13 protein-coding genes are annotated in these 17,617 nt (G+C 38.7%); 4 read left to right on the top strand and 9 right to left on the bottom strand.

The genetic code is table 11. The annotated features are described in order from the left end of the window. Positions 1-952: 952 nt before the first annotated feature. A complete protein-coding gene (groL, locus tag DXB63_RS08625) occupies positions 953-2,587 on the bottom strand; it encodes a chaperonin GroEL (RefSeq protein WP_122126002.1) in 1,635 nt (544 codons plus the stop codon). 45 nt (positions 2,588-2,632) lie between these two features. After that, positions 2,633-2,905: a co-chaperone GroES gene (locus DXB63_RS08620; RefSeq protein WP_122126001.1), complete on the bottom strand. Its 273-nt coding sequence runs from the start codon at positions 2,903-2,905 to the stop codon at positions 2,633-2,635. A 333-nt stretch (positions 2,906-3,238) separates the two neighbouring features. On the opposite strand from DXB63_RS08620, the gene DXB63_RS08615 reads away from it, so the two are divergent. Together DXB63_RS08615 and DXB63_RS08610 are read left to right on the top strand one after the other, a co-directional pair. Then, positions 3,239-3,610 (top strand): lipocalin family protein, encoded by a 372-nt coding sequence (locus DXB63_RS08615; protein ID WP_122126000.1) that lies wholly within the window; start codon positions 3,239-3,241, stop codon positions 3,608-3,610. A gap of 3 nt (positions 3,611-3,613) precedes the next feature. Continuing rightward, positions 3,614-6,700: an AsmA-like C-terminal region-containing protein gene (locus tag DXB63_RS08610; protein ID WP_122125999.1), complete on the top strand. Its 3,087-nt coding sequence runs from the start codon at positions 3,614-3,616 to the stop codon at positions 6,698-6,700. A gap of 66 nt (positions 6,701-6,766) precedes the next feature. Here the strand turns inward: DXB63_RS08610 and hisS are convergent, their stop codons facing one another. From hisS to DXB63_RS08575, 7 genes are all read right to left on the bottom strand, one after another. Continuing rightward, positions 6,767-8,128 carry a histidine--tRNA ligase gene (hisS, locus tag DXB63_RS08605; protein WP_122125998.1) on the bottom strand — a complete coding sequence of 454 codons (1,362 nt, stop codon included), beginning with the start codon at positions 8,126-8,128 and terminating at the stop codon, positions 6,767-6,769. A gap of 235 nt (positions 8,129-8,363) precedes the next feature. Next, a complete protein-coding gene (locus tag DXB63_RS08600) occupies positions 8,364-9,044 on the bottom strand; it encodes a zinc metallopeptidase (RefSeq protein WP_122125997.1) in 681 nt (226 codons plus the stop codon). 221 nt (positions 9,045-9,265) lie between these two features. Further along, positions 9,266-10,537, bottom strand: a complete 1,272-nt coding sequence (locus tag DXB63_RS08595) for an adenylosuccinate synthase (protein WP_122125996.1) — start codon at positions 10,535-10,537, stop codon at positions 9,266-9,268. A 17-nt stretch (positions 10,538-10,554) separates the two neighbouring features. Next, positions 10,555-11,025 (bottom strand): Fur family transcriptional regulator, encoded by a 471-nt coding sequence (locus DXB63_RS08590; RefSeq protein WP_122125995.1) that lies wholly within the window; start codon positions 11,023-11,025, stop codon positions 10,555-10,557. Between the two features lie 54 nt (positions 11,026-11,079). Then, positions 11,080-11,748: a DNA alkylation repair protein gene (locus tag DXB63_RS08585; protein WP_122125994.1), complete on the bottom strand. Its 669-nt coding sequence runs from the start codon at positions 11,746-11,748 to the stop codon at positions 11,080-11,082. 70 nt (positions 11,749-11,818) lie between these two features. Beyond that, a complete protein-coding gene (locus DXB63_RS08580) occupies positions 11,819-13,867 on the bottom strand; it encodes a dihydrofolate reductase (protein WP_122125993.1) in 2,049 nt (682 codons plus the stop codon). A 105-nt stretch (positions 13,868-13,972) separates the two neighbouring features. Beyond that, complete coding sequence (locus tag DXB63_RS08575; protein WP_122125992.1) at positions 13,973-14,458, bottom strand: AraC family transcriptional regulator; 486 nt, start codon at positions 14,456-14,458, stop codon at positions 13,973-13,975. A 270-nt stretch (positions 14,459-14,728) separates the two neighbouring features. Between DXB63_RS08575 and recQ the strand changes: the two genes are divergently transcribed. Then, on the top strand, positions 14,729-16,561 hold the full coding sequence (gene recQ / locus DXB63_RS08570) for a DNA helicase RecQ (protein WP_122125991.1): 1,833 nt from the start codon (positions 14,729-14,731) through the stop codon (positions 16,559-16,561). Positions 16,562-16,577: 16 nt separating this feature from the next. Further along, the gene (locus DXB63_RS08565; protein WP_122125990.1) at positions 16,578-17,603 is read left to right on the top strand and encodes a low specificity L-threonine aldolase; all 1,026 of its coding nucleotides are present in this window, start codon (positions 16,578-16,580) and stop codon (positions 17,601-17,603) included. Positions 17,604-17,617: the final 14 nt, after the last annotated feature.

The raw sequence follows: 17,617 nt of genomic DNA, 5'->3' as shown, positions 1-17,617 counted from the left end.
TAATTGGGAGGCAAAGATAAGAATTTAGACTTAATCCCTCAGGTTTTTACGTTGGTCCATTTGTTTATGACTTCATAAAAACAAAATCAAAAGATTATTCTCCATCTTATTCTATTTTATAGTTGTTGCTTCCTGTCTGTATGCCTGATTATTTCGATTTGTTTAGCATACGGTCGTTTGTTTACGAACGATAGGAGTTTGTGGACATTCGACCGTATCTTTGTCATCAACCGACCTGATGTTTTTTTCAAACACCTCGATGTTTTTAAAAAACATCAAGATCATTAAAATCACCTAAGGGGACGTAGCCTAACACACAAGGGAGCGTTGACCAACGCTTAAGGGGGCGATAGCTTACATCTACTGGGGCGTAAGACATCGCTCCCTTAGGCGATTTAGCTTACCGATTTGCCGATTTAGCTGTTATTCAACTTTTACTCGGACTTGCTTTCACCTTATCACTTTTGGGAGATAAATATCTATCAAATAGCCAATTAAAGTGAAGGTACTTTTTTTAGTTCAGAATTGGACGTTAAGAATTAAGAAGAATCTCAGTTAAAGAAGACCGATGGTTCGCGGATGACGCGGATTGAGCAGATGAAGACGGATTTTAAAATTATTAATCCGTCATAATCAGCCTAATCAGCGTTATCCGTAAACCAAGTTCTCTAAAATTCTTTTCCATTGCCCGAAAAATCCACTTTCACTGCAATCAACTATCAATCAGTAACAAAGGAGCAAAAAGTGATAAGGTGAAGACAATAAAAAGTAATTTAAAACATGCACGGGAGACAAGTTTTCGTTGACAGATAGACTATATCGGGATGTAACGTATGGTTTCTTAGTGGACGTGGGGCGATAAAGAGATGAATAAGCATTGAAGAAAAGCAGAAAAAAAGAAGCCGCTTCTCAAGAATGAGAAACGGCTTCTTTTATTAATTACAGGGAAAAATTACATCATTCCTCCCATGCCGCCCATACCCGGGTTCATCGGCATTTCGGGTTTATCTTCTTTCTTCTCTACGATTACACATTCTGTAGTAAGGAACATGCCGGCAATGGAAGCTGCATTTTCCAAAGCTACACGGGCAACCTTAGCAGGATCTACAACACCGGCTGCGTGTAGGTTTTCATATTTGTCCGTACGTGCATTGTAACCGAAGTCACCTTTACCCTCACGAACTTTCTGAACTACTACTGCACCTTCTTTACCTGCATTGGCAACAATCTGGCGAAGTGGTTCTTCGATGGCACGTTTGATAATCTCGATACCGGTTGTTTCATCTTCATTGTCACCTTTCAAGCCTTCCAATGCATCGGTTGCACGGATGTATGCAACACCACCACCCGGAACGATACCTTCTTCAAGAGCAGCACGAGTTGCACTTAAAGCATCGTCTACACGGTCTTTCTTTTCTTTCATTTCAACTTCAGAAGCAGCACCTACATAAAGAACCGCTACACCACCTGACAATTTAGCCAAACGTTCCTGAAGTTTTTCTTTATCATAATCAGAAGTAGTTGTAGCAATCTGAGCTTTGATCTGATTGATACGGGTCTGAATATTTTCTTTATCTCCGGCACCGTTAACGATGGTAGTATTATCTTTTGTTACAGTAACTTTATCGGCAGTACCAAGCATTTCAAGTGTTGCCTGTTCCAGTTTCAAACCTTTTTCTTCACTGATAACAACTCCACCGGTCAATACGGCAATATCTTCCAACATTTCTTTTCTTCTGTCACCGAAGCCCGGAGCTTTTACAGCACAAATCTTCAAGTTGGAACGCAAACGGTTAACTACCAAAGTAGTCAATGCTTCGCTATCTACATCTTCTGCGATAACCAACAAAGGACGTCCGCTTTGTACAGCCGGTTCGAGGATAGGCAAGAAATCTTTCAAGTTAGAAATCTTTTTGTCGTAAACAAGAATGTAAGGACGCTCCATTACACATTCCATCTTCTCCGTATCCGTTACAAAGTAAGAAGAAAGATAACCACGGTCAAATTGCATACCTTCTACTACACCGATTGTAGTGTCGGTACCTTTAGCTTCCTCGATTGTGATTACACCATCTTTAGAAACTTTACGCATAGCGTCGGCGATCAACTTACCGATAACCGGGTCATTGTTGGCAGATACAGTGGCAACTTGTTCAATCTTATCATAGTTATCACCAACTTTTTCAGCTTGGTGTTTAATGGAATCAACAACAGCAGCAACCGCTTTGTCCATACCACGTTTCAAATCCATAGGGTTTGCACCCGCAGTAACGTTCTTCAAACCGACATTTACGATAGATTGCGCAAGAACTGTGGCAGTAGTTGTACCGTCACCTGCATCATCACCGGTCTTAGACGCAACAGATTTAACCAGCTGTGCACCGGTATTCTGGAACGGATCAGCCAATTCTACCTCTTTGGCAACCGTTACACCGTCTTTTGTGATATGAGGAGCACCGAATTTCTTTTCGATAATAACGTTACGTCCTTTAGGACCAAGAGTTACTTTTACTGCATTAGCAAGCTCGTCGACACCTTTTTTTAGTTGGTCGCGAGCATCCATGTTGAATAGAATATCTTTTGCCATAATATTTTCTTAAATTAAAAAGTTGAATAATGAATAATTAAAAGACTAAGCAAGAACAGCTAAAACATCGCTCTGACGCATGATAAGATACTTAGTACCGTCAAGCTCTAACTCAGTTCCGGCATACTTACCATAAAGAACGGTATCACCTACTTTCAATACCATTTCTTCATCTTTAGTTCCGTGACCTACTGCCACAACTTCACCTTTCAAAGGTTTTTCTTTAGCTGTATCAGGAATAATGATACCACCAATTGTTTTCTCTTCTGCAGGTGCAGGGAGGATAAGCACTCTGTCTGCTAATGGTTTAATGTTCATAATTACTTTATTTTAATTTGTTGTTTATATAAGTTCATTTGTTCTGCCTGATTGGCGATAAGAAAAGAACGAAAACCGTGCCAAATGGTTCATTCTACAAAAATATTTTCTATTCACCTATATATTATAAGGTATAAAGTAGTACGATAACTGACAGAATGACCCCCTATGAATGACAACAAATCTCAACAACTGACGATATGGCAATAAGAAGTTCTTGTTTTGTCATTTTCTCTTTAATATTTTTTTGCTATTGCTAATTTTTTTATATCTTGCACTATTCTTTAACAGAAGAAAGTAGTTATAATAAAATCAATCTAAAAACTTAATATTATGAAACGAGTTATTTATCTTATCCTCTTTGCTTTAGTTGTAATATCTTTTAATTCTTGTACTACAGATGAGACAACAGCCGACACATCTTTACTAATTGGCAAATGGGTTTCCGGTACTGAACATTACAAATACATTTCCGGTGGAACAGGCTATACCTGGGATACTGCTGATGACGTAAAGGAAGAGGAAGCACAGAAGTTCACTTGGAGTTTGGAAGGTATGGAGTTAACCTTGATTCATGAACAAGAGATGCAAAAGGTGAAAACGACAAGAGCAATTCCAAAAGTATATACGATTATTACATTAACAGCAGAGAAGCTAGAATATAAAGATGATTTCGGAAAGAAATTCTCATTTACTAAAGAATAAATCATGAAAAAGGCTCTGAAAATAATCGCCATCACGTTTGGAATAATTATCGTGTTGGTTTTAGTTTGTGCGACTATCGCAGTAAATTATGTCTTTTCTCCTGATAACACCACTAAAATAGTTAAACAACAGGCAGAGCAATACTTAAATTGTAAATTTGAGTTGGAAGAGGTTGAACTGACATTATTCAGCACTTTTCCCAACTTCGGTTTGGAAATAAACCAATTAACGCTTATCAATCCTAGTACCGGTGTGCCATCAGATACACTAATTCATGTTGACAAAGCGCAAGCTATTCTAAACATAAAGGCACTTCTTAACAAAGAAGTTATATTGGAGAAACTTTCTGCAAATAACTTATTCGCCAATGTTTTTATGGATAGTACAGGTAAGACGAACTTTGATGTTTTCACAGTGGATGAGTCTAAAGAAGATAGTACCGCTTTTCAAAATCCATTTCGTACCATACAACTCAAAAATATATCTTTCAACAATCTGAATTTATCCCTAGTTGACGAACAGCAAGGTATAAATACAAAAGTTATCGGATTGCGAAGTAACTTAGTAGCAATGCTCGATGGGAATGATGGACAGACTAATTTCCAAATCAATATCCCTGAATTTTCCGCACAATATAAAGAAGGAGACATCTTTGCTCGTATCAATAACTTTGAAAGTAATCTGTCTGCAGCCTTTACAATGAAGACATTGGATGGAAAATTTAATATCTCAACTCCTGATGCATCTTTATCCTACGGAACAGAACAATATTTGCAAAATGCAGCGATCAAGCTGAATTTACCGATAAACATACAACTGATCAAGCAGTCCTTAACGCTAAACGATGCATCTTTCGCCCTTAACAATAATGAAATAACATTAGAGGGAGACATCGGTACTAATTCGTTAAACGGAGATATTGTTACTGATTTGGCATTTAATATTAGCCGATGGAATATTAAAGAAACACTGTCATTGATACCGGCATCTTTGCTTACTGCAATGAAAGGGGTAGAGGCTGACGGTACAGTCACGTTGGCAGGAACAGTGACAGGTATATATAATAAGGTGGAGATGCCTAAGGTTTCGGCTAATCTGAAATTGGAAGGCGGAACTGTCAAGTACACCGGTTTTCCCCTGGCGTTACATGCCGTTGAAGGTGATATCAATTTCAGTTCGGATATGAAAACCGATTCCATATCGTCTATTCAAATTAATAGTTTTACGGCTAGAACGCCAAAATCAAAAGTTACATTAAATGGAAGAGCCGATAACTTGTTATCCGATGCCAAATGCAACCTGAATTTTGGTTTTGATCTATTCTTGTCCGAGTTTAAGCCAATGATACCGAAAGATATAAATGCAAATGTATCAGGCAATACTGACGGAAACATTAATGCACGTTTTTCACTTTCACAAATTGAGAAGCAACAGCTCGATTGTATACGTGCAAATGGGAAAGCCAATCTGCACAATATTGATGCCGTATATGACACAGTTAAAGTTAGCATAAATGAAGCAAGCCTTCAATTTAACCTTGCGGAGAATTTAAAATCCATACTCAACAGCGATCAAATAAATTTATCACAAGGAAATAATACGACTGCAAATATCAAAGGGACCTACCTTGATGTAGATATGCCAAATATTTTGAGCACAAGTCCTATGGATTTTATCAACAGTGAGTTTTCTTTCAGTGACATCACAGCATCTATGGGCAATATGAGTCTTAGCATCAATGCACCGCAAGGAAAAGCGAATATTAAAATGCCGGAAGGAAGTTTTGATAATACCAATATAGTGTTGGAATATCAAAATAAATCACTCGAAGCCAATATGGGAGAACAAAAGGTGCTGACTCATGATTTCAGTATAAATACCAATATTACCCGGAATCCGGTAGAGACAAATTCATTCTTGCAATGGATTCCAAATGGATCTGTTGCATTAAAAAATGCAACGATTTCAACTCCGGAAGTAAAAGAAGATATAAAGATACCGACGGTACAATTTGACTTTACGCCAGAGAAATATACCATCAATGACAGTAGATTCGTATTAGGGCGTTCAGACTTTCAGCTATATGGATATCTGGATAACGTTTCATCTTATCTGCGCCACGATTCTTTGTTAATGGGTGATTTCAAATTCGTATCCAATAATACGGATATTAATTCCATTATGGAACTGACAAGTGGTATCGGATATGAAGAAGAACAAGAAAAGACTGCTGAGTCGAAAGACACGGCATCTACATCTTCCGGACCGTTTATGGTTCCCAAGGGGATGTTCATAAACCTTGAAACAAATATCAAAAACGCTTATTTCGGAAATGATACAGCTCGAAATATTATAGGGAACGTAACGGTAAACGATGGAGTTTTAGCGCTTCAGGATGTAAAGTTCAATACCTCAGCTGCAGATATGTATTTGACAGCATTGTATAAAACTCCACGCAAAAATCATCTCTTTGTCGGATTGGATTATCACATGATGAATATTGAAATCGAAGAATTATTGAGAATGATTCCTGATATTGATTCTATCATGCCTATGCTACGTTCGTTCGGAGGAAAAGGGGAATTCCACATGGCAGTAGAAACATATACGGATTCTCTGTATAATCTGAAGAAGTCAACTCTTCGCGGTTCTGCGTCAATAACCGGACAGGATTTGGTTTTGATGGATGGAGAAACATTCAGTGAAATAGCTAAAACATTACGTTTCAACAAGAAGACCCAAAACAAAGTCGATAGTTTGGCTGCAGAGTTTACTATTTTTAAAAATGAGATTGACGTATATCCCTTCCTGATTGTTATGGATAAATACAAAGCCATTATAGGTGGGCGTCATAACCTTGATATGAGTTTTAACTATCATATCTCGGTAATAGACTGTCCTTTACCAATCAGACTGGGACTAAACATATCCGGAAATCTTGATAAAATGAAATTCGGTATAGGCAAGTGTAAATATTCCAATCTATATCGTCCTACATCCAGAAAAGTTGTTCAGTCTTCTCAATTGGAACTGAAGAAGATGATACGGCAGGAGCTTGAAGCAAGGATAAAAGAGAAGAAAAGTGAATAAATAACAAATCCCTTTGGATGAAGCCATCAGCTCTCCAAAGGGATTTCCAATATGAAGTTATTTTTATTATTTAATCAGATTAATCAGCTCTTCCGGAGAAACCAAACTCTGTTCTCCTTTCACCATATCTTTCAACATGACTTTACCCTCGTTCATCTCATTCTCACCGACAATAGCAACAAAAGGAATGTTCTTATCATTTGCATAACTCATTTGTTTCTTCATCTTTGCCGAATCCGGATATATTTCCGAGCGAACTCCCGCTTCACGGGCTTTAGCTAATATAGGTAAGCAATATGCCGCTTCTTTCTCGCCGAAGTTTACAAACAAAAGCTGTGTACTGTTGACTGCTTCTTTCGGATATAAATCGAGTTGGTTCAAAACATCAAAAATACGGTCGGCTCCAAAAGAGATACCTACACCGGATACGCCATCCATGCCAAATACACCTGTCAAATTGTCATAACGCCCTCCTCCGGTGATACTTCCAATCTGTACATCCAGTGCTTTTACCTCAAAGATAGCTCCTGTATAATAATTCAGGCCACGGGCTAAAGTTAAATCCAGCTCAATCTCATTCTTCAGATTCATTGTAGAAAGAGTGTTCAATATGAATTCGGATTCTTCAACGCCTTTCAAACCGATTTCGCTTGCAGCGAGTACTTCCTTCAACGTTTGAAGTTTCTCCGTATTTGTTCCTGCCAGTAAAATAATCGGCTGTAACTTAGCGATAGCTTCATCACTGATACCTTTGGAAGAAAGCTCTGCATTGACATTCTCCAAACCGATTTTATCCAGTTTATCAATGGCAACGGTTATATCTACAATCTTATCTGCCTCACCGATAATCTCTGCAATTCCGGTGAGAATCTTACGGTTGTTTATTTTAATACATACCCGAACACCGAAACGAGAGAAAACCGTATCGACAATCTGCATTAGTTCTACCTCGTTCAATAAGGAATTGCTACCAACCACATCGGCATCACATTGATAAAACTCACGATAACGTCCTTTCTGCGGGCGGTCCGCTCTCCAAACCGGTTGAATCTGATAACGTTTAAAGGGGAAACTGAGTTCTTCACGGTGCATGACTACGTAGCGTGCAAAAGGAACGGTTAAATCATAACGTAACCCTTTTTCACAGAACCTGCCTGCCAATCTTGCAGCATTGCGTGAAAGCAACTCCTCATCGGTTATGCCGGAAAAATAATCGCCGGAATTCTGTATCTTAAAAAGAAGCTTATCTCCTTCTTCACCGTATTTTCCCATTAAAGTAGATAAGTTCTCCATCGCCGGAGTCTCTATCTGCTGAAAGCTATAAAGATGATAAACGTCACGAATCGTGTTGAATATATAATTACGCTTCGCCATCTCCACAGGCGAAAAGTCACGTGTTCCTTTAGGTATACCCGGTTTTGCTGCCATATTATCTATTTTTGTTTGCAAAGTTACACGAAATAATTGATTCTTAAAAAAGAATGTATCAAATTAAAACGTTCTTCTATATGAAAGTCTTATATAAACGAATTTAAGGAACAGGGAAATAAATGCGTTTGCCCAAGGAAAGCCTGTCGTTTACCCAAGGCTAAACGACAGGTTTGCCATGGTGAGACGAATGGACGCCCTTGGGCAAACGATTCAACGAATAGGGAAGAGGGGATTAATCTCTCCTTCCCATATAAATCATGATGTAATAAACTAAAGTAGCCAACGAACCTAATGCGGCAACAACGTAAGTATAGGCAGCAGAACGCAAGGCATCTTCTGCCTGTGCATGATTGTATGCATTTGTTACACCTGCATTATTTAACCAGACTAAAGCGCGTTTGCTGGCATTGATTTCTACCGGCAACGTGATGAAACTAAACAAAGTAGTCATGGCAAACAAGACGATTCCGGCAAGCAATAACTGCGGGAATGTATTTACCATCAGGATTCCGGCAAGCAATACCCATGTCATAATAGAGGAAGAGAACTGAACAACCGGAACAAGTGCCGAACGCATCCTCAAGGGCGCATAAGCTCGTGCGTGCTGAACGGCATGTCCGCATTCATGGGCCGCAACCGCTGCCGCAGCTACACTATTGCTGGAATAGACACCTTCACTTAAATTTACCGTTTTGTTGGCCGGATTGTAATGGTCTGTCAAATGTCCCGGAGTACTTGTTACCTGAACATCATAGATACCATTGTCGTGCAACATCTGCAATGCGACGTCACGTCCGGTCATCCCATTCGTCAGGGGCATTTTCGAATACTTCTTAAATTTACTTTGCAATTGTGCTTGTACCAGATAGCTCACTACGGCTACTCCGATAAAAATTATCCAATAAATAGGCATAATCTTATTTCTTTTTTAATTAATACTATATACAAAAAAGAACAAATTGTTTGCCAAAAGTAGGAGATAAACCTTATATTATGAAGTTGTAACAAAAAGAATTAGTGATATTTACCAATTTTTCAAAAGAAAATAGGAATATGCCGGCAGCATATCCCTATTCCTTATATGTTCTTAATTTTTTAATATGTACATACACGGTCAGTTAACCCCGTGATTCATTATTCTTCAGTATAGCGTTCTATTGTTTGCTCACGATCCGGTCCTACGGAAATAATTTTGATAGGCACTTCAAGCTGCTCTTCCAAGAAAGATACATAAGCATTGAACTCTTCCGGGAATTCGTCTTCGCTTGTCATCTTTGTCATATCTGTCTTCCAACCCGGCAATTCTGCATAAATCGGCTCAACTCCTTCCGTGATATCATAAGGGAAATAATCAATTTCCTCACCATTCACTTTATACGCTACACACGCTTTGATTGTTTCAAAACCGTCCAGCACATCACTCTTCATCATGATAAGTTTCGTTACACCATTTACCATGATAGAATATTTTAAAGCAACAAGGTCGATCCAACCGCAACGGCGTTCACGTCCGGTTACAGCACCGTATTCATGTCCTAAATCACGGATTTTCTTTCCGGTTTCATCAAACAGTTCCGTTGGGAAAGGTCCGCTGCCCACACGCGTGCAATATGCTTTCATGATACCGTAAACTTCTCCTATTTTATTAGGACCGATGCCCAGGCCGATACAAGCTCCTGCACAAATCGTATTTGAAGATGTTACAAACGGATAAGAACCGAAATCCACATCAAGCATAGTGCCTTGTGCACCTTCGCAAAGTACACTTTTACCGTCTTTCAGCAAGTTGTTTATCTCATGCTCGCTATCTACCAAATGGAATTGCTTTAAGTATTCGATACCTTCCAACCAAGCTTTTTCCAGTTCAGTAAGATCATATTCGTAGTTTAAACTTTTCAATATCTGTTCGTGACGGGCTTTGGCTTTTGCATACTTTTCTTCAAAATTAAGGAGAATATCACCGACACGTACACCATTGCGGCTCACTTTGTCTGTATAGGTCGGGCCGATGCCTTTTCCTGTAGTACCTACTTTCGCATCACCTTTGGCAGCTTCGTAAGCAGCATCAAGAATACGATGAGTAGGCAAAATCAAATGAGCTTTCTTTGAAATGTGAAGCCGTTCTTTCAACGGGTGTCCCGAAGCTTCCAATGCTTCTGCTTCCGCTTTGAATAAAGCCGGGTCAAGAACAACACCGTTGCCTATTATGTTAACCTTATCTCCTTGAAAAATACCGGAAGGAATAGAACGAAGCACATATTTCTGTCCTTCAAACTCAAGTGTATGACCGGCATTAGGTCCACCTTGGAAACGTGCAACCACATCATACTTGGGAGTCAATACATCGACAACCTTACCTTTGCCTTCATCACCCCATTGCAATCCCAAAAGAACGTCTACTTTCATCTCTTTCTAATTGTTTATTATTTGTTTGTCTTTTTTCTTCTCTTTGCCCAAGCGCATTTGCTGCATATACCATATATATATAAGGAGTAATGCGACATCTGAAAACGGTTCAACTTCGTATTGGCAATAGCAGCTTTCAGTGTCTCGTTCTGAAACTCTGTTACTTTGCCACACTGCGTACAAATCAGATGATGGTGGGTTTCTATATTAAATGATTTTTCGTATTGGGAAGAATTGCCGAACAGATGCTTAATAACCAGTTTGGCATCCATCAAAAGAATAATCGTATTATAAAGCGTAGCCCTGCTTACACGGAAGTTTTCCTGATTCATCATTTGGCTATAGAGCATATCAATATCAAAATGCCCGTTTATCGAATAGATTGTATCGAGTATGGCAAAACGTTCGGGCGTCTTCCGATGACCGTTCGTTTCCAGATACTCGGTGAATATCTGCCTTACCGTCTCCTTTACATTCTTATCTCCCATACAGATAAATTTACCGCGAACAAAGTTAAGCCTTTTTTGCGGAAACAGAAAAGATTAAAGCAAATATTCTATATCAAATCTTATCTCATCATAGACAAGCGCCATATCCTCACGTTCGGAACGTTTCAATTCCATAATTAACCTGTTCACTTTTTTAGCATTTTCTTTGTTCTGCATACCATACTTCTTCAAGGCTAGCACGGCTGCTTTGCGAGGCTGAAAAGCCTCTGATAAAACCGTGGCTTGTGCCTGATCCAGAAATTCTGCTTCTGCACGCTCATTCAGTACCAAACCTTTAGCCAATAAACGCGCCGCTAATAAGAATCCGCACGTTTGAAAGAATTCGCGTTCATCTGCGATCCACTCGAAAACTTTAGCCGGAGCATAGGGTAAATACTGGAAAAGAGTCATGCAAGTTATCTCTGCTATTTCAGGGTATTGCATATCTTCCACCCAAATATCGGCAATCTCCGGAAAGAAAGAGTCAATCGGTTGGAGCATTCCGGCAAGAATCTTAGATTCACGTATGTTCTCTTTCCAAAGAGCTTGCGCCAGTTCATGATTCTTCTCATAATGGGAGGCTATTTCTTTAAGGCGAGGCAGTTCTACCCCAAAGTTCAGTTTATAATCCAATCCCTTTTCGCGCATACTTTGAGAGACCACTCCATTCATGGCAAGACGGAATTGCGTCTTTATATCTTTTATTTGCTCTTGTACTGTCATAGGAATACTTTAAAATGTAATAGGGCGCACTGAATGCGCCCTTGTATTACAAATCTATATAGAATATTGTTTATTCATTTATATCAGGCAATGTAGAGTAATCTTTGCTATAACGCAGCATTTGTTCCGCATAACCTTCATCATAAGAGACTTTCACATCCGTGATATTGCCATTCTCATCTGTTATCGCCTCATAAACCGGGTTGATAAATCCTTTATAAGGAGCGAGGTTCAGCTTCTTATAGCGTTCCAGAACCTCTGCATGCAAAACAGGGTCCACTTTAACGGCATAGTTTTCTACTAAATTATGTGCGGCAGCATAGTCACCTTCTGATTTAATACGTTGTATCTCTGCCAATAACTGTCCAAACAGGTTACGAAGTTTCTCATAATCGTTAATGCGAACGTATGTCTTTCCGTCTTTCTTGACCAATTCAACAACTTTATCTGCAGCTCCTTTTTCAAATGCCCATCTTGCTATAAGCTGACGATTACGCATATGAGCCTCTTCTACAGTGTTGCCCAACTCTATACGAACTAATTGTGTCATCAATCCATTCATCATATAGGTGTAATATTCAGCTTTATATGCCTCTGCATTTGGAGTTAGTCCCAATTCCACCATCTTTGCATCCGGTAAATAATACAAACCGAACAAATCAGCGCGGGCTTCTTCGATTGTTGAACCATAGGCTTTCAATGCATCTTGATCAACTCCCGGAAGAAGTTTACCGGAACCGTGTCCTAAACATTCATGTAAGTCAGTATGTAAATCATCGGTTAGGTCGGCATATTTATCGATGGAAGCAAGTTCTGCATCACTATACACAAATTCTTCCATAAAACCATTTCCATGTGCTGCTTTATTATAAGCATTCGTCAGGTTGCCAATGGTTACCGACTTTGAACCATGATGGCTTCTAATCCAATTGGAGTTCGGCAGATTAATGCCAATTGCTGTCGATGGATATAAATCACCACCTAAGATGGCTGCTGTAATAACTTTGGCGGATACACCTTTTACCTTATCCTTTTTGAAATTCTTATCGACCGGAGAATGGTCTTCAAACCATTGAGCATTGGCACTAAGTTTTTCCGTACGCTTCGTTGCTTCTATATCTTTAAAGTTAACAATAGATTCCCAGCTTGCTTTCATACCTAAAGGATCACCATAACTTTCTGTAAAACCATTCACGAAGTCAACTCTAGGGGCTAGATCTTTTACCCAAAGGATACAATAATCATCAAAAGTTTTAAGATTACCATCTTTATAAAACTGTATCAACTTCTCAATTACCGATTTCTGATGAGCATCTTCTGCTACAGTTGCAGCTTTCTCCAGCCAATATACAATCTTTTCAATAGCAGGGCTATAAAGTCCTCCTACTTTCCAGACTTTTTCCTTAATTATTTCGTCTTCTTTGACCAATCGACTGTTCATCCCAAACATAACAGGGAAGGAATCTGCCGGGTTCTTCAGTTTATTATAATAATCCTCTGCCTCCTTTTGAGTAACTCCTTCATAATAGTTAGAAGCCGAAGTCAAAACTAAATCTTCACCGGCTGCTTGGTTTACACGTTTAGGCATTACTTTCGGGTCAAAGATCACAGGGAATATTTCCTCACAAAACTGTTCTATTGTTTGACCTTCCTGCAACGGAAGTTTAGAAGCATCGATGCCGGTTATAGCATTTTTTAGAAATTCAGGAGTAAAGCCGGGTACAAATTTTTCACTGCCATAATGATGGTGAATGCCATTGGAGAACCAAACACGTTTTAGATAAGTCTCCATATTTACAAAATTCGTATCTGCCTTATCTCCTTGATAATCGGTATATACTGCTTCGAGCATACGGCGAATTCTCAAATTATACTTTCCATTCTGATCATATAATATGTCTCGTCCTTCCAAGGCTGCCTGAGAAAGATAATAAACCAGTTCCTTTTGTTTCAAAGATAGTTCATCAAATCCATGAACTTTATAACGAAGCATCTGCAAGTCGGCAAATTGCTCTACTGTGTAATTAAAGTCATCTGTTTCCACTTGAGTGGTCTTTTGTCCACCACATGATGCAAATAATGTTGCAGTCATAGCTAATAAAATTAATTGTTTCTTCATTGTGTGCATTCAACTTTATATTAGACAAATAAAAAAGGGAATTATCTCAAAAACAAATCCGAGACAATCCCCTTTCTATAATTTAGTAATATCTAAAAAATACGGTTACTTCTTTTTTGCATCCGCATTTCTTTTACGATACCCGTTAGGAGTTTCACCTACATTCTTATAGAAAGCGGCATAAAAAGATTGGCGATTAGCAAAACCAACCATTGAGCTGATTTCCTCGACATTCTTATCTGCATATCTCTTATCTACTAAGTAATGCAATGCATCTTTTATTCTGTACTCATTCAGCAAGCAAGAATAGTTCATACCGAAACGTGAATTTACCACTGCTGATAAATAACGCGTATTTGTTTTCAATTCTTTTGCTAAATCTTTAGCCGAATAATTCGGATCTTTATATTTCTTCTGAACTACAATGATATTTAGTATTTTATCATACAATTCATCTGCTAGTTCTGCTCTGATTAAAGATCTGTACGCTGCTTTCTTGTCCTTTTTCTCCCTTAGATTATAAGGTCTTTTCTTAGGAGTTTCACCTTCTTTAGATGATTGTTCCATTGTTTTGTTTTCTAATTTACTCATGGCCAGGTTTCTTATTATTATAAATATGAATTCCTTAATTATTATATTAAACTACAAATTACACATTTAGTTTTCGAATATGCAACTTTTTTACCACATTTATTTCTTAAATATTCTCAACAACTAAATATATAACATATACTTTTATAAGTAATAAGAGTTTTCAACATAGAATTGTTCGCTGTAAGTGATTATTTATAGCTTTTAAACAGATATTAGCGGTATTCATTGGATTTTACTACCTTTGTCTCACTTAAAAAAAGAGAAAACATGCTTCATACTCTCAAAACATACTTCGGATACGAATCTTTTCGTCCTTTACAGGAAGAAATCATCCATCATATATTGGAAAAAAAGGACGCTTTGGTACTGATGCCGACAGGAGGCGGTAAGTCGATTTGTTACCAATTACCGGCATTGATGATGGAAGGGACAACGATAGTTGTGTCTCCTTTAATTTCATTAATGAAAGACCAGGTTGGAGCATTACGAGCAAATGGTATATCTGCAGGAGCATTAAACAGTAGTAATAATGAAACTGAAAATGCCAGCCTTCGAAGGGAATGTCTCCAAGGGAAAATTAAGCTCCTTTACATTTCTCCGGAGAAGCTATTATCTGAAATGAATTTCTTATTAAAAGACATACGCATTTCTTTATTTGCTATCGACGAAGCCCATTGTATTTCACAATGGGGACATGATTTCCGTCCGGAATATACACAAATGAAAGTATTGCATCAGGAGTTCCCACAAATCCCGATTGTTGCACTTACTGCAACTGCAGATAAAATAACAAGAGAGGATATTGTCAAACAACTTGCTTTAAGGAATCCAAGAACTTTCATTTCATCTTTTGATCGCCCTAATCTGAGCCTATCTGTAAAACGTGGTTATCAACAAAAAGAAAAGACGAAAACGATTCTGGAATTCATAGCCCAACATACTAACCAAAGTGGTATTATTTACTGTATGAGTCGCAGTAAAACCGAATCGGTTGCACAGATGCTGCAAAAGCATGGAATTAAAGCAGCTGTTTATCATGCCGGATTAAGTGCCGCAGCGCGAGATGAAGCACAAGATGACTTTATTAATGACCGGGTGCAGGTGGTATGCGCTACGATCGCTTTTGGAATGGGAATTGACAAATCAAATGTTCGGTGGGTTATCCACTATAATATGCCTAAGAGTATCGAAAACTTTTATCAGGAGATAGGACGTGCCGGACGTGACGGGATGGAAAGTGATACTATACTGTTTTACTCTTTAAGCGATATTATCTTGTTATCCAAATTCGCAAATGAAAGTAACCAACAGGAAATGAACTTGGAGAAACTGCATCGTATGCAGCAATATGCAGAAGCTGATATTTGCCGCCGCCGCATTTTATTAAACTATTTTGGTGAAAGCTCTGAACGTGACTGTGGTAACTGCGATGTATGTAAGAATCCTCCCGAACGTTTTGATGGGACTGTCATTGTACAGAAAGCTTTAAGTGGCATCGCACGCACGGAAGAGAAGGTAGGAACAAGATTACTGATAGATATTTTGAAAGGTTTCAGTAATGCGGAAGTAGTAGAAAAAGGCTACGACCAATTAAAAACATTCGGAGTGGGGCGTGATATCCCGGCACGCGATTGGCATGACTATTTGTTGCAAATGTTGCAATTAGGTTATTTTGAAATTGCCTATAACGAAAACGGTCATTTGAAAATAACGGAAAGTGGAAGAAAGGTTTTGTTCGGACAAGAAAAGGCAATGCTGGTTGTTATTAAGCATGAGGATATTCTACCTAAAGGACGTAAAAAGAAAGAAGGGAAAGTACCAAAAGCCAAGATTGTCCAACCTTCTTTTTATGGTACAGATAATGAAGCACTATTTGAACAACTGCGTTTACTTCGCAAGAAACTGGCAGATCAACAGGCCGTTCCTGCTTACATCATACTTTCCGATAAAGTGCTTCATTTGATAAGTACTATTCGCCCTACAAGTATTGAAGCCTTTGGAGAAATTAACGGTATCGGTGAATTTAAAAAAGAGAAGTATGGAAAAGAATTTGTCGGGATTATTAAAGCGTTTATAGAGAAACAATCAGACTTAATTTGATATATATTTTTTGATTATGCTACATTTTGATAGTGATTATATGGAAGGCGCACATCCGGAGTTGATGCGTCGTTTAGCGGAAACCAATTTTGAACAAACTTCCGGATATGGAACAGATCAATATACTGTTGAAGCTAAAGAACTGATTCGGGATGCTTGTGGCCTACCTGATGCGAATATCTATTTTTTAATAGGAGGTACGCAAACGAATGCTACGGTTATTGATGGATTATTGGCACGTCATGAAGGAGTCTTAGCTGCTGAAACGGCACATATTAATGTACATGAATCCGGTGCAATCGAGGCATCCGGGCATAAGGTCTTGGTATTGCCCCAACATGAAGGTAAGGTTAAGGCTGAAGAAGTCAAACAATATATTACTGATTTCTACGCTGATGAAACTTTTGAACACATGGTGGCTCCCGGTATGCTTTATATTTCTCATCCTACAGAATATGGAACTCTTTATTCTCTCTCTGAGTTGGAGGCTTTGAGTTGTGTATGTCGTGATGCAGGTATTCCGCTTTACATGGATGGTGCACGATTAGGGTATGGATTGGCGGCTAATAACACTGATGTTACTTTAAAGGATATTGCCCGTCTGTGCGATGTGTTTTATATTGGAGGGACTAAGGTTGGGGCCCTCTTTGGCGAGGCGGTCGTTGTAACTCGTCCGAAGCTTTTGCCTCATTTCTTCTCTTTGATTAAACAGCATGGGGCGCTTTTGGCAAAGGGACGTTTATTGGGACTACAATTTGCCACTTTATTTTCTGATGGACTTTATTTGAAGATAGCTCGTCATGCGATTGATATGGCTATGAAGTTGAAAAAGGCATTTGTTGAGAAGGGTTATAATGTATACATTGATTCGCCTACCAATCAGCAATTTTTCCGCTTACCTAATGAATGCATCGACCGATTAATGAAACACGCAACTTTCGAATTGTGGGGCCCGAGAGGTAAATCGGATAGTGTAGTGCGTTTTGTTACAGATTGGGCTACCCGCGAAGAAGATGTGGATGAATTGATTTCTTATTTATAGGAGTGTCTGTCAGC

It is taken from the genome of Bacteroides sp. OM05-12 (assembly GCF_003438995.1).
GTDB lineage: Bacteria > Bacteroidota > Bacteroidia > Bacteroidales > Bacteroidaceae > Bacteroides.
This window is presented reverse-complemented; position numbering and strand designations above follow the sequence as displayed.

Coding starts and splice junctions, on each gene's coding strand:
- groL (WP_122126002.1), bottom strand. CDS start 2,587: ATGGCAAAAGATATTCTATTCAACATGGATGCTCGCGACCAACTAAAA.
- DXB63_RS08620 (WP_122126001.1), bottom strand. CDS start 2,905: ATGAACATTAAACCATTAGCAGACAGAGTGCTTATCCTCCCTGCACCT.
- DXB63_RS08615 (WP_122126000.1), top strand. CDS start 3,239: ATGAAACGAGTTATTTATCTTATCCTCTTTGCTTTAGTTGTAATATCT.
- DXB63_RS08610 (WP_122125999.1), top strand. CDS start 3,614: ATGAAAAAGGCTCTGAAAATAATCGCCATCACGTTTGGAATAATTATC.
- hisS (WP_122125998.1), bottom strand. CDS start 8,128: ATGGCAGCAAAACCGGGTATACCTAAAGGAACACGTGACTTTTCGCCT.
- DXB63_RS08600 (WP_122125997.1), bottom strand. CDS start 9,044: ATGCCTATTTATTGGATAATTTTTATCGGAGTAGCCGTAGTGAGCTAT.
- DXB63_RS08595 (WP_122125996.1), bottom strand. CDS start 10,537: ATGAAAGTAGACGTTCTTTTGGGATTGCAATGGGGTGATGAAGGCAAA.
- DXB63_RS08590 (WP_122125995.1), bottom strand. CDS start 11,025: ATGGGAGATAAGAATGTAAAGGAGACGGTAAGGCAGATATTCACCGAG.
- DXB63_RS08585 (WP_122125994.1), bottom strand. CDS start 11,748: ATGACAGTACAAGAGCAAATAAAAGATATAAAGACGCAATTCCGTCTT.
- DXB63_RS08580 (WP_122125993.1), bottom strand. CDS start 13,867: ATGAAGAAACAATTAATTTTATTAGCTATGACTGCAACATTATTTGCA.
- DXB63_RS08575 (WP_122125992.1), bottom strand. CDS start 14,458: ATGAGTAAATTAGAAAACAAAACAATGGAACAATCATCTAAAGAAGGT.
- recQ (WP_122125991.1), top strand. CDS start 14,729: ATGCTTCATACTCTCAAAACATACTTCGGATACGAATCTTTTCGTCCT.
- DXB63_RS08565 (WP_122125990.1), top strand. CDS start 16,578: ATGCTACATTTTGATAGTGATTATATGGAAGGCGCACATCCGGAGTTG.